Origin of the sequence: Xanthomonas citri pv. mangiferaeindicae, assembly GCA_002240395.1 — a bacterium.
GTDB classification, from domain to species: Bacteria; Pseudomonadota; Gammaproteobacteria; order Xanthomonadales; family Xanthomonadaceae; genus Luteimonas; species Luteimonas citri_A.
The window spans coordinates 1838289-1864746 of the sequence record CP016836.1; the positions used below are offsets into that span (position 1 = coordinate 1838289).

Sequence of the window (26458 nt, forward strand, 5' to 3'; positions counted from 1 at the left end):
GTGTCCTTGATCACGCTGACGGGCAATCGCTATGAACTCTCGCGCGAGGACGGCGGCACCGAAATCTACGATGCGACCCCGGGGCAGGAGGGGCGGATTCTGTCAGTCGCCAATCGACGCGGGGTCAAGTGGACCTTTACCTACCCAGGTGCCTCGATCTACTTCAGTCGCGTGACGCATAGTTCCGGTCGCTCGGTCGCGGTGACATGGAATGGATTTGGCGCCATCGCGTCGGTGACTGACCCGGATGGTAAGAAGTACACGTACCAGTACTCGCCCGCTAATGCGGCCGGTAACCTGACCAAGGTGGTGTATCCGAACAGCACGGGCGACAGAACCTATCACTATGACGATACCAGGCACCGGCATGCCATCACTGGTATCTCCGTCGGCGGGCGACGCTACTCCTGGTATGCCTACTATGCTGATGGGCGCGTCAGCGAGTCGGGGCTGACGGGCGGTATGGAAAAGAGCACGTTTACTTATGGCGCCGACTATACGGATGTCACCAATGCGCTTGGTCATACCACGCGCCATCAGTACGCATGGGTCGCTGGACGCCGTGAGCTCACAAGCGTCAGCCGCAGTTCGAGTGCGGCTTGTCCTGCTGCCGCGGCCGCGACGGGTTACGACAGCCGAGGCTATGTTACGCATCGGTTGGATTGGCAAGGCAACCGGACCAACTACCAATACAATGATCGCGGCCAGTTGCTGAGGGTAACCAGCGGCATCGCTCCCGATGGCAATACCGCAAGCCAGCGCATCATCACCTATGTCTGGGACGAACCACGCAACCGCCTGCAGCAGGTGACCTATCACGGTGCAAGCGTGTCTCAGCCGTTGTCTCGCACCCGCTATACCTATTACGCAGATAACGACAGTGCCAAGCGCGGTGGCTTGACGCAGGCGATCTACCTCGACGGCTGCAGTGGTGGCGCCTGTACCACAAGCCAAACGCGCAAGACGACCTTTAACTACACCTTCCACTCCAACCGGGTGATGAAGTCGGTGACGGTGACCCCGCCGGTGACGGGCCAGGCGAGGACGGAGGAGTACAGCGCGCAGGGCGACCTGATCCGCGTGTCCAATAGCCTGGGGCACACTGTCACGTACTCGGGGCACAACGGGCGCGGCCAACCCGGACGTGTCGTCGGCGAAAACGGTCAGACGGTCGATTTCGCCTACGATGCACGCGGGCGCCTGACCCGCCGGACCACGTATCGAGGCGACGTCGGGAATCAGGTCGAGTCGTTCACGTATGATGCGATGGGTAACGTGCTGACGAGCAATGATGGCTCAGGCGCCACGTGGTCCTATACCTATAACGATGCGGGATATCTGACGCAGTTGCAGGAACGCCACGGCAGTGCTGTGTTCGGGACAACCTCGTACACATATGACTTGTTGGGCAATCAGACCGTCGCCACGGTGAAAGATGCCGCCGACCAACTCGTTTTCAAGAGCGAGCGCCAGTACGATGCCCAGGGATTCCTGCAGGCCGTCAAGGGAAATTCCGGTCAGAACTTCCGGTATACGTACGATGGCAACGGCAATGTGGTGTCGTCGCTCGATTCTGCGGGACGTGCGACGACGATGGCCTACGATGCAGCGGGCCGGAGAATCCGTGTTCAGGACGCACTCGGCGGCGTGAGTACGACGACCTACGACGGAATGAATCGAATCACGCGCGTCGTCGATCCCAGAGGCAATGCGACGACATATGCCTACAACGGGTTTGGCGATGTGACGCGCCAGGTCAGCCCCGATACGGGAACCACAACATTCGCCTATAACGCCCTTGGCCAGCGCACACGCATGACGCGTCACGATGGCAGTTGGTTGGCTTACACATATGACGCTTTGAATCGCCTGGCCACCACATCGAGCGGCGACGCATCCATGGCCTACGGCTACGACTGGTGCGATAACGGCAAGGGCCGCCTATGCAATGCGGACTCTGGTTCCGGAACGCGCCACTTTGGGTACACGCAGGAGGGCGCGGTGGCCGTGACGCGCGATGTGACGCCCAATGACGATGATTGGACCCATTACGCATACGACGCCCTCGGACGCTTGGGCGGAATTCGCTATCCGGGCGGAACATCGGTGGGCTACGGCTACAACCGCGGCAGGCTCTCGGTGATTCAGGCCACGATCAATGGCACGACGCGAACGGTCGCGAACCAGTTCAAGTACGCACCGACAGGCGCGCTGACGCGGCTGGTGTATGGCAACGGCATCGTTAAGGAGCGCAATTACGATCTGGATGGTCGCGCGACTATGATCCATGACACTGGCTTGCTTGGACATACGTATAGCTATAACGCTAACAACGAGATGGTGTCTGTTCAAAACTGGTCACGCGCGCAGTACAACCAGGACTTCGGCTACGACGCATTGTCGCGGCTGACAACCATTAATTCCCCTGTGGGGAATCAGCATTTCACGTTCGATGCCAACGGCAATCGCACGTACCACCAATGGTTGTCCAATGAGACCTATGCCACGCAGCCGGGCACCAACAGGCTCTTGTCGTCTGACCATCATTTCACTTATGACGGACGTGGCAATCGCCGGAGCAAGTCCTGGAGTGGCTCGACCTCGACCTACTCCTACGATGGCTTCAACCGCTTGTCGGCGGTCTCGCGCGACGTGGCGGTCACTGACACCAATCCGAACTACGTGAGCACGACCTATCCTGCAGGCACGACGACGTACACGGTCAATGCGCTGGGTCAGCGGACGGCCAAGAGTGGCCCGCTAGGCAGCTCTCGCTTTGTCTACGGGGGCAGAACACGCTGATGTCGGAAGTGACAGCGGGGCAATGGACCGACCATATCTGGATGGGGGGCGAACCGATAGGCTTGGTCCGAGGTGCGCAGCTCTACTTCACGCATACTGATCGACTCGGGCGTCCAGAAGTCGTGAGCGATGGCACCAAGACTGCGCGTTGGATCGCTGCGAACTACGCTTACGACCGTGCTGTTCTGGGCAACTCGCTGGGTGACTATAACCTCGGCTTTCCTGGCCAGTACTACGATGCGGAGACAGGCTTCTGGTACAACGGCTTTCGTGACTATGACGGTCGGACTGGCACTTATCTGCAGAGCGACCCGATTGGATTGGCTGGTGGGCTCAATACGTACGCTTATGCGGGAGCTAATCCAGTTGTTTTCACGGACGCGATGGGGTTGTCGAGGGGGCGGGGCGGTGAGAGAAACTGGAGTCGCAGCGCGAGCGGAACTAATAATCAGTTTAAGCATTATCGGGCCCATCCAACTGATCCGAATAAAGTTATAGTTAGGGATCCGCAAACTGGAAAACATACTATCAAAGAAAGGCCGCCTGGATTTCCCGTCAGGGCTTCTGGACTTATTCCTCTGCTGATGCTGAACGGATGGCTTGGAGAGCAGTGCGGTTTGGGTAACCATGATGCCTGTGTTACGTGGTGTGATATTAATCCATCCGAATGTGAAGATGTGCGTGAGAGTTACGAGCCTCCCGTTGCAGGTAGCTGCCCTGCGCCTGGTCAATAAATTGAGGGGGTGAGATGTCAAACGCAGTTGATCATTTCAGAGAGGCTTGGAGATTGGTTGATGAAGGGAAGTTTGAGAGAGCGTATGAGAGCTTTCTGCGGGCTGCTGATGAAGGAGACTCGGATGCTCATCTAGCTATCGGAAGCTTGATAGAGTCAGGCGAGTTTGGCTGGTTGGGCGCTTCGGAAGCGGAAAAGTTTTATCGAATGGCGGCTGAGAAAAATAATGCGTCAGCTCTGTTCAATTTGGGTTTGAACGCGATCAATGCTGGTGACAAGCGGGGTGCTGCAGATCTGATGTTTAAGTCATATCTTGCGGGAGAGCCTGAGGCCATCTTCTATATATTGGAGCTGTTTGAATATTTGGATTTAGGGGTGGAAAGCAAGAAATTCTTCGAGCGAAAATTGGAGTTTTCTTTGAAGGACGGGAAGCTGTCCGAATTTATTATTGGTAAGATGAGGGAATCTCCTTGGGCTAAAGCGTTATTGGCCACGTTAGGTGGCCATTCGTCCTTAACCCCGTAGAAGTTACATCTGATGCGGCTACCGACTCATAGCGGGAGTAGCACGTTGGTTGCCTGCCTAAGCCGGCGGCATCAGCCCGCCGGACAGACCTCGCTCCGCGTGGCGCTGCCCGACCAGCTCCACATGCGGTGGATCTGCGGTTGGAAGGTGTGCAAAACGTGGCCGCAAGTCGCGCCGGCGTCGGGCGGCAGGCACGCCGCATGCCGGCCGTCGTCGGCGACGTACCAGCGGGCTTGCGACGGGGGCGTGGTGATGTAGGCCAATGCGAGCAGTTCGCTCGCGACCTCGGGGCCGAAATCCGACGCCAGCCATCGCCGGCAAGCGTGTCGCAGCGCGCGGCATCGGCGATGGGATCGGTGGTCGGCGTCGATGCGCACGCGGCGAGCAGGCAGGCCGCGGCGCATAGAGGGATCGCTCGCATCGGGCGCGTCCTCAGGGTCCGGAGTGAAGCTTCGATCCTACGCAGGGCGTGCGAGGTGCGCACCCCGGACGCATCGCGTCAGCGGCGGCCCTGCCCGAACAGCTGCTTCTTCTCTTCCTCGCTCAACGGCTTGCCGGCGTCCGGATTGACCTCTCGCGCTTTCGCGTAGGCGCGCTGCGTCGCCGGGCGGGCCTGGATCGCGGCGTGCCAGCGGCGGATTTCCGGGTAAGGCGTCATATCGATCGGGCCTTGTCGTAGACGCCGATCCACGGGTACGCGGCCATGTCGGCGATCGAGTAGGCATCGCCGGCGATGAACTCGCGGCCTGCCAGCTGGGTGTCGAGCACCTGCAGCAGCCGGTTGGCCTCTTTGGTGTAGCGCTCGATCGCGTAGGGAATCTTCTCGGGCGCGTAGACGTTGAAGTGGCCGTACTGGCCGGTCATCGGGCCTAGGCCTGCCATCTGCCAGAACAGCCATTCGATCGCTTCGATGCGCTTGCGCGGTTCGGCGGACAGGAAGCGGCCGGTCTTCTCGGCCAGATACAGCAGGATCGCGCCCGATTCGAACACCGTCTGCGGCGCGCCGCCGTCGGCCGGCGCGTGATCGACGATCGCGGGCATCTTGTTGTTCGGCGAGAACGCGAGGAACTCGGGCTGGAACTGGTCGCCCTTGCCGATGTTGACCGGGTGGATCGTGTAATCGAGTCCGGCTTCCTCGAGAAACAGCGTGACCTTGTGGCCGTTGGGGGTGGGCCAGTAATGCAGGTCGATCATGGCGACGCTCCGAAAGACAAGTGCGTCGAGTCTATGGGGGCGCGCGGTCAAGCGGCGTGGCGACGCGGCGCACGCTGCGTTGCGGTGGTGGCGCTTGGGAACGTGAGCGAGAACGCGGCCCATCCCATCAGCGCGGGCAGGGTTGCGTGGGGAGAGTGCTTTTTCGCGGGCGTTCGTTTGCCCCCATCCCAGCCTTCCCCGCGAGCGGGGGAAGGGACAGGCGACTGCGCGCGCTTACTGGGTCTTGCAGTCCAGGCGGTGTGCGGCGTCGGTGCCGATGCGGATATCGGCCACGCCCAGCGTCAGGCCGGCGGGTGCGCGCAGCGCGAACGGCGTGCTGACGCGGGTGGCATCGAGGCCGGCGGCCGTGAGGCACTTGAGCGGCACGCCGATCGTCGTCCATTCGCCGCGCGGCAGCGAGCCCAGCCATGGGCCGACCGGCAGCCGGGCTTCACAGCCGTCGCCGCAGCCGGCGGACAGCGTGACGTCACCGGCGGCGGGCACAGCATCCACACGCACGGTGGCGAGCAGCAGCGAATCGCCATTGGTCTCGCGGCTGAGGTCGAACGGCGAATGCGACAGCAGTTCGGCGGTGGCATTGCCGGTCCAGGTCAGCAGACGTGCGCCTTCCTGGGTCTGGTAGTCGACCGCGGCCAGCGTCAGCGTGCCGTCGGGCGTGGCGACGCGCGGGTGCAGCACATCTGCACCGCGGCCGTCGGTACCGGTCACCACCAGGCGCAGGCCGGGCCCGGGCACGCCGCGGGCGAAGTAGCCCGCGTCCTTGCCGTCCTCGGCGCTGACGCCGGCATCCTCGGGCAGCGGTGCAAGATCGCCGGCATCGGCGTAGGTCAGGCCGAAGCCGAACGCGAACAGCGGATCGTAGCCGTCCATGCCGACGTTGTTGACGTACTGGTCGGCGCGGCGCGGCCACGAGAAGCCAAGCTTGCCCTTGAAGTCGTGCTGCGGCTGGCCATCGGCGCCGCGCAGCAGCACGTCGGCGATGCCCGCACCTTCCGACCCCGGCAGCCACGCCGCGACGAAGGCGTTGGAGGCATTGATCTCACGGTTCATCCACAGCGGGCGGCCGCTCAGGAACACCGAGACGACCGGGATGCCATCGGCGCGCAGGCGCTTGATCAGCTCGAGGTCGGCATCGTTACCGGGCTTGTACAGCAGGTTCGGCAGGTCGCCGAGGAACTCGGCATACGGGTCTTCGCCGAACACCACGATCGCCACATCAGGCTTCTGCCGGTAGGCGCCGTCGACGGCGAGCTGCGCGGTGCCGCCTGCGGCCTCGACCTGGGCGCGGATCCCGTCCCAGATGCTGTCGGCGTTGGGATAGTCAGCGCGCTTGGTGCCGGTGCCCTGCCAGTTGAGCGTCCAGCCGCCGGACTGCTTGCCCACGTCGTCGGCGCCGTCGCCGGCCACCAGCACGCGCTGCTTGGGCGAGAGCGGCAGCACGCGGCCTTCGTTCTTGAGCAGCACCAGCGACTCGCGCACCGCACGGCGCGCGACTTCGCGATGTTCGGGGGCGCCGAGCAGTTCGAACTTGCCGCCGAGCGCACGTTCCGACGGGCGCGGCTTGTCGAACAGGCCCATGCGGAACTTGACCTTGAGCACGCGACGCACGGCATCGTCGAGGCGCGCCATCGGCAGCTCACCGGACTTGGCGTGCGCAAGCGTGCTCTCGTACAGGCCACGCCAGCTGTCGGGCGCCATCGCCAGGTCGAGACCGGCCTTGAATGTGGCGGCGCAATCGGTGGTCGTGCAGCCCGGCAGCTGGCCGTGGCCGTTCCAGTCGCCGACCACCAGCCCGCCGAAGTTCATCCGCCCCTTGAGCACGTCGGTGAGCAGGGCGTGGTGGCCGTGCAGACGCTCGCCGTGGAAGCTGTTGAACGAGGCCATCACCGCCTGCGCGCCGGCCGCGATCGCCGGCGGGTACCCGGCACCGTGGAGATCGCGCAGTTGCGCGTTGGTGACCTGGGTGTCGCCCTGGTCCTTGCCGCCGACGGTGCCACCGTCGCCGAGGTAGTGCTTGACCGAGACCATGACGTGGTGATCGTCGAGGAAGTCCGCCTTGCCGGGCTCGCCCTGCATGCCCTTGACGACGGCCGGTGCGAACTCGGCGACGACGTCCGGCGATTCCGAATAACCCTCGTAGGTGCGGCCCCAGCGATCGTCCTGCGGCACGGCGACGGTCGGTGCGAACGCCCACTCCATGCCGGTGGTGCGGGTCTCGATCGCGGTGACGCGGCCGATCTCGCGCATCAGGTCCGGGTTGCGGGTCGCGCCCAGGCCGATGTTGTGCGGGAACAGGGTGGCGCCGACGATGTTGCTCTGGCCGTGCACGGCGTCGATGCCGAAGATCACCGGGATCGCCTTGCCGCCGCCGGTCGTGTCCATCGAGGCTTCCCAGAACGCATCGGCCAGCGCCAGCCATTCGGCCGGCGCGGCGTCGTAGCGTCCACCGGGGTCGGAGTTGCCGCCCGCCAGGATCGAACCGAGCCGGTACTTGCGCAGATCCTCGGGCGTGATGTCGGCGATGTCGCCCTGGATGATCTGTCCGACCTTCTCCTCGACGGTCATCGTGGCCAACAGCGCCTCGACCTTGGCATCGAGTTCGGTGTCGTCGAACGGCCAGGTAACCTCGGGCCACTGCGACGGATCGACGGCATTGGCATCTGCGGCGGTGGCGGCCTGCGTATCGGTGCCTGCTGCGGCGTCGGTTGCCTTGGGATCGTTGCCGCAGCCGGCCAGCGCGAGCGCGGCGGCAAGGGCGAGCAGATGCTTGCCGGCGGGTCGAGTGGCGCGCCGGCGCGCCGCCGGTGTGGGCTGGATGGACATCGTCGGGTTCCCCTCCGCTACGTGGTCGTCAGTTCGGCTGACAGCGTTGTCATGAGCGCCGCAGAATACCGCAAGCTGTCTGCGATGTTTGCTGCAGAGCGGCAAAACCGCGACCGCCCTGCGCTGCCATCATGGAGTCGGTGCCGGTCTGGCAGAATCTGTCGCGAAATCGCACCGACTCTGGATTCCATTACATGCGTGTCCGCATCGAGGACGTCGCCGCAGAGGCCGGCGTGTCCATGAAGACCGTCTCGCGGGTGCTCAACCGCGAGCCCAACGTCGCCGCGGCCACGCGCGCGCGGGTCGAAGCCGCGGTCGGCAAGCTGCGCTACACGCCGCATCCCTCGGCGCGCACGCTGGCCGGGCGCCGCTCGTACCTGGTCGCGATGCTCTACGACAATCCGTCGAGCAACTATCTGATGGAGGTCGAGCTCGGCCTGCTCGATGCCTGCAAGGCGCATCACTACAACCTGATGCTCGCGCCGCTGGTCTACGACGCGCGCGACATCGTCGACACGGTCGAGGCGATGGTCGAGCAGTCGCGCCTGGACGGCGTGGTGCTGACGCCGCCGATCACCGATGACGCTGCGCTGCTGGCGCGGCTCGACGAGCTCGACGTGCCATACGCGAGCATCTCGCCGATGGAAGCGCACCGCCGGGTCGGCGTGACCGTCGACGAGGGCAGCGCCGTACGCGAGATGATTGCGCACCTGGTCTCGCTCGGACATCGCCGCATCGCGCACATCAAGGGGCACCCCGCGCACGGCGCGACCGGTTGGCGCTTGGCCGGCTATCGCGCCGGATTGCGCGAGGCCGGCCTGGCCTTCGATCCAGCGCTGGTCGTGGATGGCGAGTTCTCGCACGAGTCGGGATTCCGCGCCGCGACACGACTGATGGCGCTGCCTGAGCCGCCGACCGCGATCTTCGCGGCCAACGACGACATGGCCGCCGGTGTGATCTGCGCGGTCTACGAGCTCGGGCTGCAGGTGCCGCGCGATGTCTCGGTCTGCGGCTTCGATGACACCCCGATCTCGCGCCATATCCACCCCGCGCTGACCACGGTGCGCCAGCCCACGCGCGAGATGGGCCAGTTGGCCGGGCTGGAACTGCTCAAGGCGCTGCGTGATCGCGACGAGGCCGGCATGGTCGAAGTGCCGTACACGCTGCAGCTGCGGCGCTCCACCGGTCCGGCGCCGCGCTGAGCGGCGCGCTGATGGAACCGCCCGGGTCGCTCCTGCCTGTTCGCGGCCGCGTCGCGGCGACAGAGCGTGCGTCGGCGCACGCACAATCGCCCCGTAAGCCGGTATCTTCGACGTTCGAGCCTGACCGGCGCCGGCGCATCCGCCGCGTCGCACACGTCACTCCGGGGATATGGATATGAGCAGCCCAAGCATTGCCGGCGACGCCTCCGCGCGCGCTGCCGAGAACACCCGCTTCATCGTCCTGATCAGTTGTGTGGCCACGATCGGCGGCTTTCTGTTCGGCTTCGACAGCGGCGTCATCAACGGCACGGTCGACGGCCTGCAGCAGGCCTTCGGCTCGAGCAAGGCCGCGCTGGGCTTCGAGGTCGCCTCGATGCTGCTGGGCTGCGCGATCGGCGCGTTCTTCGCCGGCCGGCTCGCCGACCGTTGGGGGCGGCGCAGCGTATTGATCATTTCCGCGGTGCTGTTCCTGTTGTCCGCGATCGGGTCGGGTGCGGCCACCAGCTCGTTGATGTTCATCGCCGCGCGCGTGCTCGGGGCTTCGCGGTCGGTGCGGCCAGCGTGATGTCGCCGGCCTACATCGCCGAGGTGGCGCCGGCGCGCTACCGAGGCCGGCTGGCGACGGTGCAGCAGATCGCGATCATCTCCGGCCTGTTCGCGGCCTTCCTGAGCAACTACTTGCTCGCCCGCAGCGCCGGCGCATCGACCGATGCGCTGTGGCTGGGCGCGCCGGCGTGGCGCTGGATGTTCTGGATGATGGCGTTCCCGTCGCTGCTGTTCCTGGCGCTGTTGATGCTGATTCCCGAGAGCCCGCGCTATCTGATGGTCAAGCGCCGTCACGGCGAGGCGCTCGCGGTGCTGTCGCGGCTGTACGGCCCGGCCCAGGCGCAGACGACGCTGGGCGAGATCGAACGCTCGCTGGCCGGCGATCAGCACCGTCCACGGCTGTCGGACCTGGTCGACCGGGTCAGCGGCCGCATCCGGCCGATCGTCTGGGTCGGCATCGGTCTGGCGACGTTTCAGCAGTTGGTCGGCATCAACGTGGTGTTCTACTACGGCGCGGTGCTATGGCAGGCCGTCGGCTTTTCGGAAAGCGATGCGCTGCTGATCAACGTGCTGTCGGGCGCGCTGAGTATCGGCGCCTGCCTGATCACCGTGGTGTTGATCGATCGCATCGGTCGCAAGCCGCTGCTGTGGATCGGCTCGCTCGGCATGGCGGTGTCGCTGGCCGTGCTGACCTGGGTGTTCGCCAGTGGCGCCCTGGTCGACGGGCACCTGCAGCTGCCGGACGGCATGGGCACGGTGGCGCTGATCGCGGCCAATGCCTACGTGGTGTTCTTCAACATGTCCTGGGGCCCGGTAATGTGGGTCATGCTCGGCGAGATGTTCCCCAACCAGATCCGCGGGTCGGGCCTGGCCGTCGCCGGCGCCGCGCAATGGACGTCGAACTTCGCCATCACGATGAGCTTCCCGGTCCTGCTGGCCGGTATCGGTCTGGCCTCGACCTACGCGATCTACATGGTCGCCGCGTTCGTCTCGGTGGGCTTCGTGCTCAGGTACGTCCGCGAGACCAAGGGCCGCGCGCTGGAGCAGATGGAAGGCTGAGGGCGCTGTCGGTGCGTTTGGCGAAGGCGCGGTCTGTGGATCTCGCCTTCGTCATGCCTGGGGGGAGCCGATCGGGGCGTGCGTTCCGGACGATAGGGGCGATCGATATCCACGTTGACGTAGGTCCCACTCGTCGGCCGGCGCATGCGCGCGCCGGCGCGGCTCAACGCGATAGGCGCTCGCGCAGCCGCGCCCGAATCGTTGCCGCTCGGACATCGTTGAACGGCGCCAGGACACCACGGGCCTCTTCGGGAATGTGATCGGCCGTTTCCGGCCCGGACTCGAACACGTAGTGCCTGAAGATCTCCTGCCAGGTCGCCCGCTGATCGGGCGGCAGGTCCCGGATCGACAGCAGCGCGTGCATTAGCGCGTTCATCGGCGTGTCCATCCAGTCCGGTGTACGGCGCCACCAGTAGTTGATCAGCACGTTGAAGCTGTCCAGGGCTTCCATGTGGTGCCACCACATGCTCGGAATGAAAACAGCATCACCTGGCTCTAAAGTTGCAGTGCGCGCGTGCTGCATCGCCTCGGCGAAGCGGGGGAAGCGCGTGAGATCGGGAGCGGCGAAATCCACCAGACTGATCGGCTGCCCGGCCGGGGTAACGTCCAACGGACCGACATACAAATTGGTCAGCTGGTCGGGCGGCAACAGCGTCACCCGCCGCCGGCCGGCGCACACGCAGGCGAGGTTCTCGGGCAGGTCCTGGTGGGCTGGCACGCGCGTGCGATTGCCGATCCAGATGCTCGCCAGCGGATCGTCGACGCCGAGTTCGAGCGGATGATGCGCGCGCAGGCCCGGCAGGAAGGTGTCGAGCGTGGTCGCGCCGAGATAGATCATCGGCGGGTCGGGGGCATCGAGATACTTGACGAGGGTGTTGAGCGCCACGGTCAGCGGCACCTGCTCGCGTCGGAAATTGAATCCCTGAAGGGCGGGGTCGTAGCCAATGCGGCCATGCTCTGACGGTGGCGCCGTCATCGCGCTGGCGGGCATGCGGTCGTTGGCGAACCGGCGCAGGTAGGCGGCGGCTTCACGGCTGGAATGACGTGAGGCCCGAACTAGCGGCCAGTCGGCGAACCTGCCACGCAGGATCAACGGCGCATCCTCGCGCACGGCCTGCGCGAGCGTCAGGTCCGGGGCGGCATCGGGAATGCGCTCAGAGATGGCGGATATCTCATGCATCGAGGGGTCGTCCGCAACGGTCTGATCGCAGCATAGCCCGGTCGCTGCAGATCGCTGTGCGTTCCGCGTAGCCCGCCTCCGGCCAGATGGCCGGAGGCGGGAGAGTCGGATCAGAACTTGTAGCGGAACCCGAACATGTAGCGCGGCCCGGTCTGGGTCGCGTAGAACACCTGACGCTCGTGGCGACCATGCGAACGCATGGTCTCGTCGGTCAAGTTGATCGCCTCAGCGTGGATCGTGAAGTTGTCGCTGACCTGGTAGCTGATGTTGAGATCCAGTTGGCCGTAGTCCTCGACATACACCGGGTTCGGGCGCCAGCTGTCGTAGGTGCTGGACAGGAACTTGTCCCGCCAGTTGTACGCCGCGCGAACTTGCCATGGTCCCTTGTCGTAGAACGCAACGAGGTTGGCCGAATCGCTCAGCCCCACCAGTGCGAACTGGTCGCCCAGATTGTAGTTGTCGTAGGTCAGATCGGAATCGACGATGGTGTAGTTGGCGGCCAAGCCAAATCCGCTCTCGCCGAAGACGTGCTGTGCACTGATCTCCCAGCCGTCAAGCGAGGAAGATTCCTTGTTGACCGGAACGCTGACACGGAACACAGCCAGCGGGTCGCCCGGCTGCCCTTCGATCGTGTTGTTGGCCTCATCCACGCCCGGCGCGCCAGCGAAGTTCTCGAAGATGTACTCACGTACGCAGCGGCGGAACGCGGTCGCGCCAGGCGTGCAGCCGGAGGCGACAGCCTGGTTGTAGTAGGCGCCGCCGACGGGTGTGCGGATGTCGAACGGCGAGATTTCGACTACAGACGTACCGATATAGTTGTCGATGTCCTTGCGGAACCAGCCCACCGAAACGTAGCTCGACTCGCCGTAGTACCACTCGACCGACAGGTCGAAGTTCTTCGACTCGAGCGGGCGCAGCCCCGGGTCGCCCTGCGAGCCGGTGCCGCCCTCGAAGGCGGCGAACGAATCGAGCGTCTGGCCGCCCTGGATATGGTTCCACTGCGGCCGGCCGATGCTGTGACCGTAGCTGGCGCGCACGACCAGTTCGTCGGTGACTTCGAGGCTCAGGTCGACGCTGGGCAGCCAATAGTCGTAACTGCCACGCAGTTCAGTGAAGTCAGGATCACCGAACTGCACCGCGAACTCGTTCTCTCCGGTCCAGGTCATGCCTGTGGCAATCGGTACCAGGGCTCGCGAGGTGACGTCCGTTTCCTCGTAACGGACACCGACCGATGCATGGAGCGGCATCGCCAGGTCCCAGGTGTTGTTCCACTGCACGTAGGCGCTCTTGGACTTCTCGGTCGCGCGTCTATCGGTGCTGAACTCATCGGGCGGCAGATACGCGGAGACATCGCCACCACGCGCGGCGATGGCGGCGTCGCGGACCCGTCCGAAGTCGAACAGATAGAACTGGCCGAACATCCCCCCGCTGCCGGGGAACTGGTCAAAGTAGTGACTCATGTCGTCGGCGATCCACAGATCGTCGTCGTAGTCGCCGGCCCGATTGCCGAAGCCACCCCAGTCGTCGCGCTGTGTGAAGCTGTAGGCCGTGCGGTTGTTGACTTCGGTGAACGCCGCGCCAAATTGAACGCTGGAGTAGTCGCCAAACTGGAACCTGCCGCGAACCTGTCCCTGCTCCACCTCCGACTTCATATAGCTGTTGCGGAAGGATGACCCGGTAACCATCATCCGATCAGCGCCCACGCGGGTCATGCCCGGCGGAAGCTGCACGCCGAGTACGGGGAAATCACCGCTGAAGTCGACTGTCGTGTTGCCGCGTACAAAGGCGGCTGCGCCGATCACATTGTTCGACCCCCATGGGCCGTCGGCGCCCGATTCTGCACTCGAGGAGTGGTAGTCGAGCTCCAGGTCAAGGCTGTCCGTCACTTCCCAGGCGACATTGAAGCCGAGGGACTTGTTCTCGTTTTTGGTCGCGAACTGCGCGCCGGCCATCGCCAAGTCGCTGCCCTCGAGCACGCCGTTGACTGTTTGGAAGTCGATGAACTCGGTGTATGAGGTGGGGGCAGCGATCGGGCCGTCGGTCCATGATGTCCGCGAGGCCGCCTGATTGAACCAGGTGGACAACTCGTGGCGCTGTTGCTGGATGCGGTTCTCCGAGTACGTATAGTCGAGCGTGGCGGTGATGCGGTCGGTGGGGGCGTACTGCAACGTACCCTGCGCGTTGGTGCGCTGGCGCTGGATGCCGTTGAGTGCATACACCAGGTTCTGCGGCACCGAGTAAATATCACCGGCGCCAGGGGGATTGGTCGCGTTGGCGGCAGGGCCGGGCAGCGCCAGCGGGCCTTCGTCGCCCGGGAATGCGTACCATCCACCGCCGACGGCTGCCTCGTTATAGCCCGAGTCGCGCTCCTGGTAGCTCGCGCTGACAGAAACGCCGAGCTTTCCGTCGGCGAAGACGTTGCTAAAGATGCCCGACATTTCACCCGTGGTCGAATCGCCACGCATGCTCTTGGGAAGATTCTCGGACGACGTGTCGTGCACTGCCTTCATGCCGACGCTGATCAGTTCGCCCATGTCTAGCGGACGACCTGTCTTGATGTTGATCGTCGCGCCGATGCCGCCCGTAGGCGTAGCCGCGCGACTGGTCTTGAACACCTCGATGCCGGAGATCGATTCGGACGCGAGATTGGCGAAATCGAATGCGCGTGAGTTGGAGGCATTCGTTGCCTCAATGCTGGAGGCGGGCATCTGCCGACCGTTGAGCAGCACCAAGTTGAAGTCGGGACCGACACCGCGGACGGTGACCTTGGACCCTTCCCCCATCGAACGGTCGATCGACACGCCCGAGATGCGCTGCAGCGACTCGGCCAGGTTGGTATCGGGGAACTTGCCGATGTCCTCGGCGACGATGCCGTCGACGATGCCCTGCGAATCACGCTTGAGGTTCATCGACGAGGTCAGGCTGCCGCGGATGCCGGTCACGACGACAGCGTCGAGTTCGGTGGCGTCAGACGGCGGGTCGGCGACCTGGGCGAGCGTCGGCGAGGCGATGGCGAGTAACAGGGCGGACGTCAGCAACCGCTGCTTCGGCGCGGCACGGAATGGCTTCATGGATCTTCCCCTCCCAAGGGATCTCACGAAAGTCGATCGAATTGTGGGCAGCGCACCGCGCGCGGAACACGCCGTGGGCCAGGGCGCATTAGGAAGGGAGACTGACAGCGTTGTCAACGGGTGCGCGCGCCCTGCACGGGGACTGCGCGCAAGCGCGACAGTGCTCACCGGCGGTGCACGCCGCCCTGGTCAGTCTCGACCGCCCGTCCGGAGCATGCAGATGATCCAAGACATCGATGTCGCGGTGGTGGGCGGTGGGCCGGCGGGCCTGACCGCGGCGACCTATCTGCGCCGCTTTCTGCGCAGCGTGGTCGTCATCGATAGCGGGCGCAGCCGGGCGCGCTACATTCCCGAGAGCCACAATTGCCCGGGGTTCCCACAAGGCGTGTCCGGCACCGGGCTGTTGCGTCGCATGCACGAACAGGCCGAGGCGTTCGCGGTCGAGATCACCACAGGATGCGTGGACACGATCGTCCGCGAGGGCGAGGCCTTCGTCGTCGCCGCAGCCGGGAGGCGTTGGCGCGCCCGCAAGGTGATCCTGGCCACCGGGCTGACCGACCGATTGCCCGAGGTCCCTTGGGCCGAAGCGGCGATCGCCTGCGGCGCGCTGCGCCTGTGCGCGATCTGCGATGCCTACGAGGCCAGCGACCAGACGATCGCGGTCTACGGCCCGGGCGCTGCGATCGGTGGCCATGCCGCGTTCCTGCGCGGCTATTCGGCACGCATCGCGCTGCTGCCCACCGACGAGGATCTTGCGCACGAGGCCATCGCGCGGGCGCAGGCCCTCGGCGCGACCCTGTTGCCGCCCGGCGGGGTGCTCGAATTCGATGGCGCGCATTGCCATTACCGCACGCCCGACGGCGACGTGCACCGCTTCGACACCGTCTACCCGTATCTGGGTTACGAGGGCGGCCCGTCGTTACCGACCGGGTTGCGTCTGGACAGCGACGACAATGGCGCGCTGGAGGTCGATGCGCACCAGCAGACCCGGGTGCCCGGGCTCTATGCGGTCGGCGATGTGGTCAGCGGCCTCAACCAGATCTCGGTCGCGGTCGGTCACGCGGCGATTGCCGCCACGCATGCGCACAACGCGCTGCCGTTCGTGCCGCGCGCGCCTGCGCCCGATAACCCGGGCGCAGAGCGCGACTCCTGATGTGGCCGGCGATGCCGCCGGCCCGGCTCAGAACTGGTAGCGCACGCGCAGGCCATAGGCGCGCGCATCGTTGAGGAAGCGGATGTTGAGCCGCGATCCGACCAGCGCCTTCTGCGACACGTCGTTGTCGAGCAGGTTGCTGCCGTAGAGCTCGTAACGCCAGCGCCCATCGAGCGAGGTGAGGCCGATGCCGGCATTGAGGGTGACCTCGCCGCGCTGACGATCGGGGAAGCCAGCCTCTGCCGCCGTTTCCTGCCGCACGAAGTTCCCGGCCTGATCCACGTACGTCACGTCGCGGTTGTTGTACTGGGTCAGGTAGTAGGCCGAGCGGTAGGACGCCAGCAACTGCCAGTCGAGCGAGCCGAACGACAGCTCGGTCATCTGCTGCAGGCGGATGTTGCCGGTGAAGCGCGAGGCGAGCGGCAGCTCATTGCCGGTCAGGTCGATCAGCGACGTGACGCCGCCGGCGTCGTAGTTCTGGCTGCGCGCGTCGCCGACAGTGCCTTCCTTGATTTCGCTGTCGAGCGCCAGCGCGTTGATGTGCAACATGAAGCCGGCGCCGAAGCGCGTCACGCTTTCGGCCTCGATGCCGTAGATCGCCGAGCGGCTGATGTTGCGGTTGACCAGCGAGTAACCGGCCGGTTCGCCATCGGGGTTGAGCGAAATCACGGCCAGGTCCTGGAACACCTGATCGGTGTAGTCGTAGTAGAACGCGCTGACATTGAAGTTGCCGGGGCGCCCGAACCAGCGATGGCTCATCTTGCTGCCGATCTCGTAGGCCTTGATCGACTCGGGGCTGAAGGTTTCCGGGATCACGTTGACGTCGAAGGTGTCGTTGAAGCCGCCAGACTTGTGGCCGGTGGACACCGTGGCGTAGAGCATGTGGTCGTCGGTCAGGTCGAACTCCACGCCGGCGCGCCAATCGTTGAACTGAAAACGGCTTTCGCCGAACTGCTGGGAGGGGATCGAGTTGACCTGCACCCAGGACTGGTACGGGCAGTCGATGGTGTCGCCGCCGATATCGGGACGGTCGACGCAGCCGAAGTCGCCGCCGTTCGCCACGCCGCCGATCTGCTCGGCGATGGTGTCGCGCTGGCCGTGCTGCAGGATGCCCTGCAACAGGAAGCGCGCCATGTCCGCCTGGGATGTCAGTCCGGTCACGTCGAAGTTCGGTCGCTTCATGAAGGCCGGAGCGAAGCCTTCGGTGCCCAGGCGCGTGGCGAAATCGCCGCCGACGCCCGGCAGGCCCAGCGCCCAGTTGCCGCCGATGCCATAACGCGACTTGGCCTCGCGGGTGCGGCGCACACCGGCCTTCAGGCGGGTGCGGTCGTTCACTTCGAAGGTGCCGTCGGCGAACAGCGCGGTGGAGCGCCCGTTGACGCGCGGCATTGTGAACTCGGTGCCCGAGAACCAGGTGCCCTTGTCGGTCAGCGACAGGTAGCCGACCTGCTGGTCCTCGTTGAAGTGGAACGCGCCGCCGGTCCACTGGAAGCGGCCATCGCCCGACGAAGACAGACGCAGTTCGTGGGTCGTCGACTGCGACAGCGTCTCCCAGTACTGGGTCGAGAAGTTGTCGTAGTCGAAGCCGCCCGGATTGTCCGGTCCGCGCGGACTGACGTCGCGGCCCGGCCACAGAATGCCTTCACTGGCGGCGTTGGTCTGGCGGTAGTCGACGTCGCGATAGCTGGTGTTGTACTCGGCGACGATCGGGCCGAAGTCGTAGCTCACATTGGCCATCGCGCCCCAGTTGGTGCTGTCGAGCGTGCCCTGCGGGCCGCGATAGACCACGTTGCGCAGGTCGAGATCGTCGGGCGAGAGGCCAGGGCTGTTGGGGCAGGTGTCGGGGTCGGCGCTGCCGCAGGCCGCGGTCCAGATGTTGGCGCCCGGATAGCCGGTGCCGCCTTCCTTGCCCATGTCGGCCATCGCGAAGACGCTGAGCTTGTCGTCGGGCTGGTAGAGGAACGACACGCGGCCGCCCTTTTCGTTCTGGATGCCGGCCGGATCGAGGCGCGGGTCGCCCGCATTGCGGAATGAGCTGTCCTTCTCGACCTTGTAGCCGGCAAAGCGCAGCGCCGCCCAGCCGCCGAGCGGCAGGTTGAGCGCGAACTCGCCGGCCTGGTGGTCGCGGTTGCCGGCCTCGAGCTGCACGTAGCCGCCGAACGCCTCGAGATCCGGGCGCTTGGTGACGATGTTGAGCGAGCCGGCGAGCGCGTTGCGCCCGCGCAGCGTGCCCTGCGGGCCCTTGTTGATCTCGACGCGCTCCACGTCATAGAACATGCCGCCCAGACCGCGCGGACGCGCGATATAGGCGCCGTTGATATGCGGCGCTGCGCCCGGATCGCCCAGCTCAGTGTTGTTGGCCGAGCCCACACCGCGGATGAAGATTTCCAGGTTGCCTTCCTGGTTGGCCATGCTCAGGCCCGGCACGACCGTCTGAATGTTGCGCAGTTCGTTGTTGATACCCAGGGCGCGGGCGTCGTCGCCGGAGATCGCCTGCGCGGTACCGGCGTACTTCTGCAGGTCCTGCTCGCGCCGCTCGACGGTGACGATCACCGAGTCGAGCGTCTTGGCATCGTCCTGGTCGGTAGTCGTCGGCGTGCCGGTGGTCTGGGCGACAGCCGGCAGGGCGCCGATGGCCAGCACGGTGGCAATGGCGCAGCACAGGGTGCGCCGCGGATGCGGTGTGTACATAGGGTCCCCTCCCAAGGGCGTGTCGGCGCGTCGCGTATCGGGATACGCTCGAGGGCGCATTTAGCTTGGCTTTGACAGCGCTGTCAAATTGGCGGTGACAAGGTGGGAGGCGGCTGCGTCGTACGTGCGAGAACAGGCGACCACGCGGCCACGCTTGGTGTGCACTGCAGCATGATTTCGCGCAGCGACGCAGCGACGCAACGACGCAGCGATGCAGCGCGCTGGCTAGCGCCTGCGGGTGTGCCCGCGCATCACCGCCAGCACGTCGTGACAGGCACCCATCGTGTGGTAGTCGGTCTTGCCGGCTGGGCTCTTGAGATCGTCGACCTTGTGGTTGCGGCGGTCGAGGATGCGGTACCAGGCGCCATGCGTGTGATCGACGAAATGCGCCCAGGCGTAGGCCCACAGGCGCAGGTAGTCGTCGCGGTAGCGCACCTCGCCCGTGGCGTCGAACAGCCGCCAGGCCGCGGCGATCGCTTCGGCCTGGACCCAGAAGTACTTGTCGTCGTCGCACCAGAACATCGGGGCAGTCGCCAGGTCCGGGGGCGGCGCGCCGGGGGCGGGTGACGTCTCGCGCAGCGCCTGCGGCGCGAAGCCGTAAACGATGCCGCCGTGCGTGGCGTCCCAGCCGTGGGCCAGCGCGGCGTCATAGAGGTGGCGCGCGGTCGGCAGCAACCAGTCGGGCGCATCGGGCCCCAGGTGCGCGCGCAGCGACAGCAGCAGTTTGGCCCACTCGACCTGGTGGCCGGGCTGGAAGCCCCAGGGGCGGAACAGGTGCTTGGGGTCGTCGCGGTGATAGTCCCAGTCAACCGACCAGTCCGCGTGCCAATGCTCCCAGACCAGGCCGCCCGACAGCGCGGCCTGCCGGCGGGTCATGTGGTCGGCCAGCATCAGCGCGCGCGCCAGGTAGCGATCGTCGCCGCCGGCCTCGTGCGCGGCGATCAGTGCCTCGCACAGATGCATGTTGGCGTTCTGTCCGCGATAGGGCGCGTAACGCCACTGTGCGTCGGCCTCGTCGCGGTACAGACCGTGCGCCGGATCCCAGGCGTGCTGCTCGAGCAGGTCCCAGGTCTCGTCCATCGCAGCCGCGGTGTCGAGGCCGGCCTTGCGTGCGCTCGCCTGCGCCAGCAGCACGAAGGCCAGCCCGTAGCTGTGATGCGTGCGGTCTTCGGCCGCGCCGTCGCGCAGGGTCCAGGCGTAGCCGCCGCTCGCCGGGTCGCGATGGGCCTCGCGCAGGAACTGCAGGCCGTGCAAGGTCGCCGCGCGGTCGCGCTCGACATCGGGCCCATCGGCGAACTCGACGGCGGCCATCGCGAAGTCGTAGACGAAGCGGGTACTGCTGACCAGGTGGCGGTGGCTGCGGTCGTAGACCGTGCCGTCGTCACGGAAGTAATGGAAGAAGCCGCCGGCCGGGTCGAGCGCGCGCGGACGGTAGAACGCCATCGTGTCAGCGATGTGCGCGCGCAGCGTCTCGGGCGAGGTGAAGTCGGGAACGGGCGTTGCGGGCAACATCATTGAGCAGTCTCGAGCAGACGGTCAACGGCGTCGCGCGCGGGCATCGCGTCGAAGGCGCCGTGTCGGGTGGTGGCCAGCGCGCCAGCGGCCGCGGCGTGCGCCAGCAGATCGGCGCGCAGCGCGGGGGTGTCGAAGGCGGCGCCCAGGGCACGGGCATCGACTGCACGGTCGGACAGTCGCCACAGCAATCCGGCAACGAAGGCATCGCCGGCTGCGGTCGTGTCGACGGCGCAGACCGCGAACGTCGGCGCCGTCCCGGCGCTCGTGCGTGTCCACCAGCGGATCGGCGCGGCCCCGTCGGTGACGACGAGCACATCTGCCGTCTCCAGAATGCGCGCAACGGCTGCGGCCGGGTCGCTGTCGCCGGCAAGGAACGTCAGTTCCTCGGCGCTGAGCTTGACCAGGTGGGCGTGTGTGAGCGCGCGCCACAGCGTGGGCGTTGGATCGTTTCCAGCCGGCCACAGCGCCGGACGCCAATTGAGATCGAAGCTCACCAGCGCGCCCTCGCGTGCGGCGCGTGCCATGCCGTGCAAGGTGGCTTGGGCGATGGCCGGCTCGGTCAGGCTGTTGGAGCAGGCGTGCAGCACGGTCACGTCGGCGAAGGCATCGTCGGCGAAGTCGCGTTCGGTGAACAGCAGATCCGCGGCCGGCGGGCGATAGAAGCTGAAGCTGCGCTCGCCATCGTCGGCCAGCGAGACGAAGGCCAGCGCCGTCGGCGCAGCGTCCGTGCGCCGGACCTGCGACGTGTCGACGCCGTGCCGCTGCAGCGCCGCCGCCAGGGTGTCGCCGAACATATCCTGCGCCAGCATGCCGACGAAGCGCGCCGCACCGCCAAGCGCGGCGATGCCCACCGCGACGTTCGCCGGCGCGCCGCCGGGCTGCTCGACGAACCGCCGCGCCTGGCCGGCGGTGGCCGGCTCGGCACGGAAATCGATCAGCGCCTCGCCGAAGCAGGCGATGGTGCGTCGCGTATGCGCCATCAGTGCATCGCGCTCGGGCGCGGCGTCGGCGTGCCGGCAGGCGCGAGCGCATCGCCTCGCACCCGTGAACCGCGCAGCCCGTACCAGATGATGTAGACGTAGCAGACCAGCGGGATGACGAACGACAACTGGATGCCGACACGGTCGGCCAGCGCGCCCTGCGCCAGCGGAATCAAGGCGCCGCCGACGATCGCCATGACCAGCAGGCTCGATGCCTTGCTGGTCAGCGTGCCCAGGCGCTCGATTGCGGTGGTGAAGATGGTCGGGAACATGATCGAGTTGAACAGACCGACCGCCAGCGCGCTCCACATCGCGATGCTGCCGCTGCTGGTCATCGTCACTGTCAGCAGCACGCACACCATGACCGCAGCGAACGCGAGCAGCCGGCGTGCGTCGATCTTGGTCATCAAGGCCGCACCGATGAAACGGCCGACCATCGCGCCGCCCCAGTAGAACGCCAGGAAGCGCGAGGCCGCCGCTTCGCTCAGTCCGCCGATCGCGGGCTCGGCCATGTAGTTGATCAGGAAGCTGCCGATCGCGACTTCAGCGCCGACGTACATGAAGATGCCGAGCACGCCCCAGCGCAGGTGCGGGTGGGCCAGTGCTTCCCGGAAGGTGTGCGGGTCATGGGTCGATGCGCCCTCTGCGCGCAGCGAGGGAATCCGCATCGTCACCACGAACACCGCCAGCAACAACAGGCCGCCGGCCAGCATCAGATAGGGCAGCTCGACCGAGCGCGCTTCCGAGGCGCGGTAGGCGATCTGGTCGGCCATCGGCATCGCGGCGATCTGGTCCGCCCCCAGCACCGTGCCGGCCAGGATCAGCGGGCCGATGAAGTACGGGAACGCGGTCGTGCCGAACGAGTTGAGCGCCTGGGCGAAGGTGAGCCGGCTGTGCGAGGACTCGGGCGGGCCCAGCAGCGCGATGTAGGGATTGGCGGAGACCTGCAGCAGCGTGATGCCCGAGGCCAGCACGAACAGCGCCGTCAGGAACAGGCCGTACGAGGGCAGGCGGGCGGCCGGGAAGAACAGCGCCGCGCCGGCCGCGGCCACCAGCAGGCCGACGACGATGCTGGCCTTGTAGCCGATGCGCGAGACCACCGTGCCGGCAGGGATCGACATCAGAAAGTACGCGCCGAAGAACGTGAACTGGATCAGCAGCGTCTGCACGTAGTTCATCGAGAACACGGCCTTGAGATGCGGAATCAGCACATCATTGAGGCTGGTCAGGCCGCCCCAGGTCAGAAAGATCAGGCTCACCACCGCGATTGCGGCGGAATTGGACATCGTGGAACGGGATGTGCTCATGCGTCGGCTCCGGTGGCCTGCGTCGGGACGTTGGAAAAGGAACGGCGGGCGCGCACGCGCAATGTCGTGCGGGCGATGGGGTAGGCGGTGGTGGCGGGCGGCATCGTGCGCCGCCGTCCCGACAGGATCGTCCCTTGAACCGATTGAAGGTCGGACATGGTGACGTTGCCGAAGTCGGGCGGCATCTTGCAATGCAACATGCGGGAAACGGCCTCGGATGCTAGGGTCGGGCGAATTGAATCGATACAAACGAGGGCGCGATGGCCAGGCTGGGGGCAGCGATGACGGTGGCGATGGGCGCGGTGTTGGGAATGGGGGCGGCACTGGCCGATCCGGGCACGGTGGGTGACAAGGCCTACGGCGCGGTCGATCCGTTCATCGGCACCGGCGGCGAGGGCCATACCTATCCCGGTGCGACGGTGCCCTTCGGCATGGTCCAGCTCAGCCCCGACACCCGTATCCAGCCGCGCGAGAAGGGCTACGACTGGGCCGCGGGGTATCGCTACGACGACACCAGCATCGTCGGCTTCTCGCACACCCATTTCTCGGGCACCGGTCACTCCGACCTCGGCGATGTGCTGCTGATGCCGACCACCGGACCCGAGCGGCTCGAACGCGGCGACCCTGATCGCCCCGGCAGCGGCTACGCCTCGCGTTTCCGCCACGACGACGAGGTGGCGCAGCCCGGCTACTACGCGGTCACGCTCGACGATTACCGCGTGCGGGCCGAACTGACCACCAGCGCCCGTGCTGGCGTGCACCGCTACACCTTTCCGGCGGGCGAGGACGCGCGCGTGCTGCTGGACCTGCGCACGTCGATGTACGACTACCCGGGCAAGATCCTGTGGTCGCGGCTGCGGCGCATGCCCGATGGCACGATCACCGGCTTCCGCGAGACCCGGGGCTGGGCGCCGGGCCGACAGCTGTACTTTGCGATGCGCTTTTCGCGGCCGCTGCAAGGCCATGCCTTCCACAACACCGAGACCGATATCCTCTACAAGGGGTTCGCCCCGCCGGCCGATCGCAGCCCCGGCGAACGCGCGCAGATCGAGGGCCGGCAGCTGGTCGGGACCTTCGATTTCGGCAAGCTCGACGCGCCGCTGGTAGTCAAGGTCGCGATCTCGTCGGTCGACGAGGCCGGCGCGATCGCCAACCTCGACGCGGAAGTGCCGGATTTCGACTTCGACCGCGTGCGCGCCGAGGCGCGGGCGCAGTGGACGCAGGCGTTGTCTGTACTCGACATCGATGCGCCCGAGCACGATCGCCGCAGCGCCTACACCGCGCTCTACCACACGCTGTTGGGCCCGACGCTGTTCATGGACGTCGATGGGCGCTATCGCGGACCGGATCAGGCGATCCATACCGCCGACGGCTTCGCTCACTACTCGACGTTCTCGCTGTGGGACACCTATCGCGCACTGCATCCACTGCTGACCCTGGTGCAGCCGGAGAAGCGCAATGCCGATTTCGTCGACTCGCTGCTCGCGCACCGCCGCCACAGCCCGTACGGGATCCTGCCGGTGTGGTCGTTCCATGGCCAGGAGACCTGGACGATGATCGGCTACCACGCGGTGCCGGTGATCGCCGACGCGTACCTGAAAGGCATCCGCGGCTTCGATGCCGACGCCGCGCTCGAGGCGATGACCGCCAGTGCGTCCTACGGCCCCTACGACGGGTTGCGCCAGTACATGGAACTGGGCTGGGTGCCGATCGATGAAGAAGGCGAGGCCGCCTCGAAGACCCTCGAGTACGCCTACGGCGACTGGACGATCGCGCGGATGGCCCAGGCGATGGGGCGCGACGCGGTCGCGCGCGATTTCGCTCGGCGCGCGGCGAACTGGCGCAACGCCTTCGATCCTGCGACCGGCTTCATGCGCGCCCGCAACCGCGACGGCAGCTTCCGGGTGCCGTTCGACCCGACCGCCAGCGGCTACGGCACCGATTACACCGAGGGTAATGCCTGGCAGTACTCCTGGTACGTGCCGCATGACGTCGCCGGTCTGGCGGCCGCCCACGGCGGGGCGGACGCGCTGCTCGACAAGCTGGACGCGGTGTTCGAGGCCGATGTCGACCCGGCGATCTTCGAGCACATGGAGGACATCACCGGGTTGATCGGCTGGTATGCCCACGGCAACGAGCCCAGCCACCATGTGGCCTATCTCTATGCGCATGCCGGCCAGCCCTGGCGCACCCAGGCACGCCTGGGGACGATCATGGCGAGCCAGTACGCCGACCGGCCCGACGGCCTGGCGGGCAACGACGACCTGGGCCAGATGTCGGCCTGGTACCTGTTCACCGCACTGGGCTTCTACCCGGTCGCACCGGGCAGCGGCGAGTACGTGATCGGCCGGCCGTTCCTGCCGCGCGCCACGCTCGACCTGCCCAACGGCAAGCGCTTCACCATCGTCGCCGACGGTCTGGCGGAAGGCCACGGCTACATCGGCGCGGCGACGCTCAACGGCCAGCCGCTGCGGCGCGCATTCCTGCGTCACGACGAGATCCTGGCCGGCGGCGAGCTGCGCTTCACCATGCAGGCCGCCCCCAACCGCGATTGGCCCGGCGCGGACGCCGAGGCGCCGTACTCGATGAGCACCGCAACAGTCCACTGAGTCGATCCCGGTCTTCCCGTGCAGCCGCGCCGCGCCCGCGCGCCCGCGCGGCCGCGCGCTGTCGCGGCACGTCGGCGACGGCCGTCTCGCTCGGCATCCTCGATCCTCCCAGATCCGGAACACGCGGCACCCGATGGCGCCGACCGGTCCTTGTACGAGGGCATGACAACGCTGTCAATGTGCGGAGGCGTCGAGGACGCGACGCCTCCGCCAGGTCGGCGCTGCGAAAAGGGCGCTGCGCGCCGCAACCGATGGCCCCGGGCCAGCGCGATCGTCCCGGTTCGACGCCGCGGCGCCCGGGTGACGCGTGCCCATCCGCCTGCGCGGCCTGCGATTGGCAAAGTCACCGGCCCTCGCTACGCTCCGCGCACCTCCCCCGGGCTCCCCCATGTCGACCCCGCTGTCCGCGCCGCCGCGCCTCAACCCCCTGTCCTACGTCATCTTCGGTTCGCGCTGGCTCCAGCTGCCGCTGTACCTGGGCCTGATCGTCGCCCAGTGCGTCTACGTGTTCCTGTTCGTCAAGGAGCTTTGGCACCTGGTCCACGGCGCCACGACGCTGACCGAGCAGGGGATCATGCTGCTGGTGCTGGGCCTGATCGACGTGGTGATGATCTCCAATCTGCTGGTGATGGTGATTGTCGGCGGCTACGAGACCTTCGTCTCGCGCCTGGGTCTGCAGGGCCATCCCGACCAGCCCGAATGGCTCAGTCACGTCAATGCCAGCGTGCTCAAGGTCAAGCTGGCGATGGCGATCATCGGCATCTCGTCGATCCACCTGCTCAAGACCTTCATCGCCGCCGGCGAAGTCGGCCTGCCGGTCTGCGGCACCGCCGATGCCATCGCCGCGGCGGCCGCCCACGCTCAGGCGATCGCTGGCGGGCTGTCGCTCGCCGCGCCGGCCTGCACCAAGGTCACCACCGCCGGCGTCATGTGGCAGACGATCATCCACGGCGGCTTCATCCTCTCGGCGATCGGCATTGCCTACACCGACAAGCTGATGACCGGCAGCAGCGCCCGCCGCGAGCACGCCGCCCACTGAGCAAAACC

The 26458-nt window shown here is 66.2% G+C and carries 14 protein-coding genes and 2 pseudogenes; 6 read left to right on the forward strand and 10 right to left on the reverse strand.

Annotated elements, in window-relative coordinates; translation table 11 throughout:
* Positions 1 to 657 precede the first annotated feature (657 nt).
* Positions 658 to 2802, forward strand: coding sequence for a hypothetical protein (locus tag BEN78_07950; protein ID ASR43314.1), 2145 nt, complete (start codon positions 658 to 660; stop codon positions 2800 to 2802).
* A gap of 1329 nt (positions 2803 to 4131) precedes the next feature.
* On the opposite strand, the gene BEN78_07955 is transcribed toward BEN78_07950, so the two are convergent.
* The 3 genes and pseudogenes from BEN78_07955 to BEN78_07965 all read right to left on the reverse strand — a co-directional run bounded on the left by BEN78_07955 (position 4132) and on the right by BEN78_07965 (position 8038).
* Positions 4132 to 4464: a hypothetical protein gene (locus tag BEN78_07955; GenBank protein ID ASR43315.1), complete on the reverse strand. Its 333-nt coding sequence runs from the start codon at positions 4462 to 4464 to the stop codon at positions 4132 to 4134.
* A 95-nt stretch (positions 4465 to 4559) separates the two neighbouring features.
* Positions 4560 to 5254: pseudogene (locus tag BEN78_07960) on the reverse strand (thiol:disulfide oxidoreductase).
* A gap of 234 nt (positions 5255 to 5488) precedes the next feature.
* Positions 5489 to 8038 (reverse strand): 1,4-beta-D-glucan glucohydrolase, encoded by a 2550-nt coding sequence (locus tag BEN78_07965; GenBank protein ASR45015.1) that lies wholly within the window; start codon positions 8036 to 8038, stop codon positions 5489 to 5491.
* Between the two features lie 254 nt (positions 8039 to 8292).
* Here BEN78_07965 and BEN78_07970 point away from each other — a divergent pair, with 254 nt between their 5' ends.
* Both BEN78_07970 and BEN78_07975 read left to right on the forward strand, forming a co-directional pair.
* Positions 8293 to 9300, forward strand: coding sequence for a LacI family transcriptional regulator (locus BEN78_07970; GenBank protein ASR45016.1), 1008 nt, complete (start codon positions 8293 to 8295; stop codon positions 9298 to 9300).
* A 175-nt stretch (positions 9301 to 9475) separates the two neighbouring features.
* Positions 9476 to 10905, forward strand: a pseudogene (locus tag BEN78_07975) (MFS transporter).
* 163 nt (positions 10906 to 11068) lie between these two features.
* Here BEN78_07975 and BEN78_07980 read toward each other — a convergent pair.
* Entirely contained in the window at positions 11069 to 12085 is a 1017-nt protein-coding gene (locus BEN78_07980) for a cupin (GenBank protein ID ASR43316.1), read from the reverse strand.
* A gap of 110 nt (positions 12086 to 12195) precedes the next feature.
* Entirely contained in the window at positions 12196 to 15156 is a 2961-nt protein-coding gene (locus BEN78_07985) for a TonB-dependent receptor (protein ID ASR43317.1), read from the reverse strand.
* A 220-nt stretch (positions 15157 to 15376) separates the two neighbouring features.
* Here BEN78_07985 and BEN78_07990 point away from each other — a divergent pair, with 220 nt between their 5' ends.
* Positions 15377 to 16309 carry a pyridine nucleotide-disulfide oxidoreductase gene (locus BEN78_07990; protein ASR45017.1) on the forward strand — a complete coding sequence of 311 codons (933 nt, stop codon included), beginning with the start codon at positions 15377 to 15379 and terminating at the stop codon, positions 16307 to 16309.
* A gap of 27 nt (positions 16310 to 16336) precedes the next feature.
* On the opposite strand, the gene BEN78_07995 is transcribed toward BEN78_07990, so the two are convergent.
* The 5 genes from BEN78_07995 to BEN78_08015 form a co-directional block, all read right to left on the reverse strand.
* Positions 16337 to 19000 carry a TonB-dependent receptor gene (locus BEN78_07995; protein ID ASR43318.1) on the reverse strand — a complete coding sequence of 888 codons (2664 nt, stop codon included), beginning with the start codon at positions 18998 to 19000 and terminating at the stop codon, positions 16337 to 16339.
* Between the two features lie 225 nt (positions 19001 to 19225).
* A complete protein-coding gene (locus BEN78_08000; GenBank protein ID ASR43319.1) occupies positions 19226 to 20515 on the reverse strand; it encodes an N-acylglucosamine 2-epimerase in 1290 nt (429 codons plus the stop codon).
* A complete protein-coding gene (locus BEN78_08005) occupies positions 20512 to 21495 on the reverse strand; it encodes a fructokinase (protein ID ASR43320.1) in 984 nt (327 codons plus the stop codon). The genes BEN78_08000 and BEN78_08005 overlap by 4 nt, the downstream gene beginning before the upstream one ends.
* On the reverse strand, positions 21495 to 22802 hold the full coding sequence (locus BEN78_08010; protein ASR43321.1) for a glucose/galactose MFS transporter: 1308 nt from the start codon (positions 22800 to 22802) through the stop codon (positions 21495 to 21497). Before BEN78_08010 ends, BEN78_08005 begins: the two co-directional genes overlap by 1 nt.
* Positions 22799 to 23002 (reverse strand): hypothetical protein, encoded by a 204-nt coding sequence (locus tag BEN78_08015; protein ID ASR43322.1) that lies wholly within the window; start codon positions 23000 to 23002, stop codon positions 22799 to 22801. Before BEN78_08015 ends, BEN78_08010 begins: the two co-directional genes overlap by 4 nt.
* A gap of 60 nt (positions 23003 to 23062) precedes the next feature.
* On the opposite strand from BEN78_08015, the gene BEN78_08020 reads away from it, so the two are divergent.
* Both BEN78_08020 and BEN78_08025 read left to right on the forward strand, forming a co-directional pair.
* Positions 23063 to 25411 carry a sugar hydrolase gene (locus BEN78_08020; protein ASR43323.1) on the forward strand — a complete coding sequence of 783 codons (2349 nt, stop codon included), beginning with the start codon at positions 23063 to 23065 and terminating at the stop codon, positions 25409 to 25411.
* A gap of 388 nt (positions 25412 to 25799) precedes the next feature.
* Positions 25800 to 26450 (forward strand): hypothetical protein, encoded by a 651-nt coding sequence (locus BEN78_08025; protein ID ASR43324.1) that lies wholly within the window; start codon positions 25800 to 25802, stop codon positions 26448 to 26450.
* The last annotated feature ends 8 nt before the right edge of the window (positions 26451 to 26458 follow it).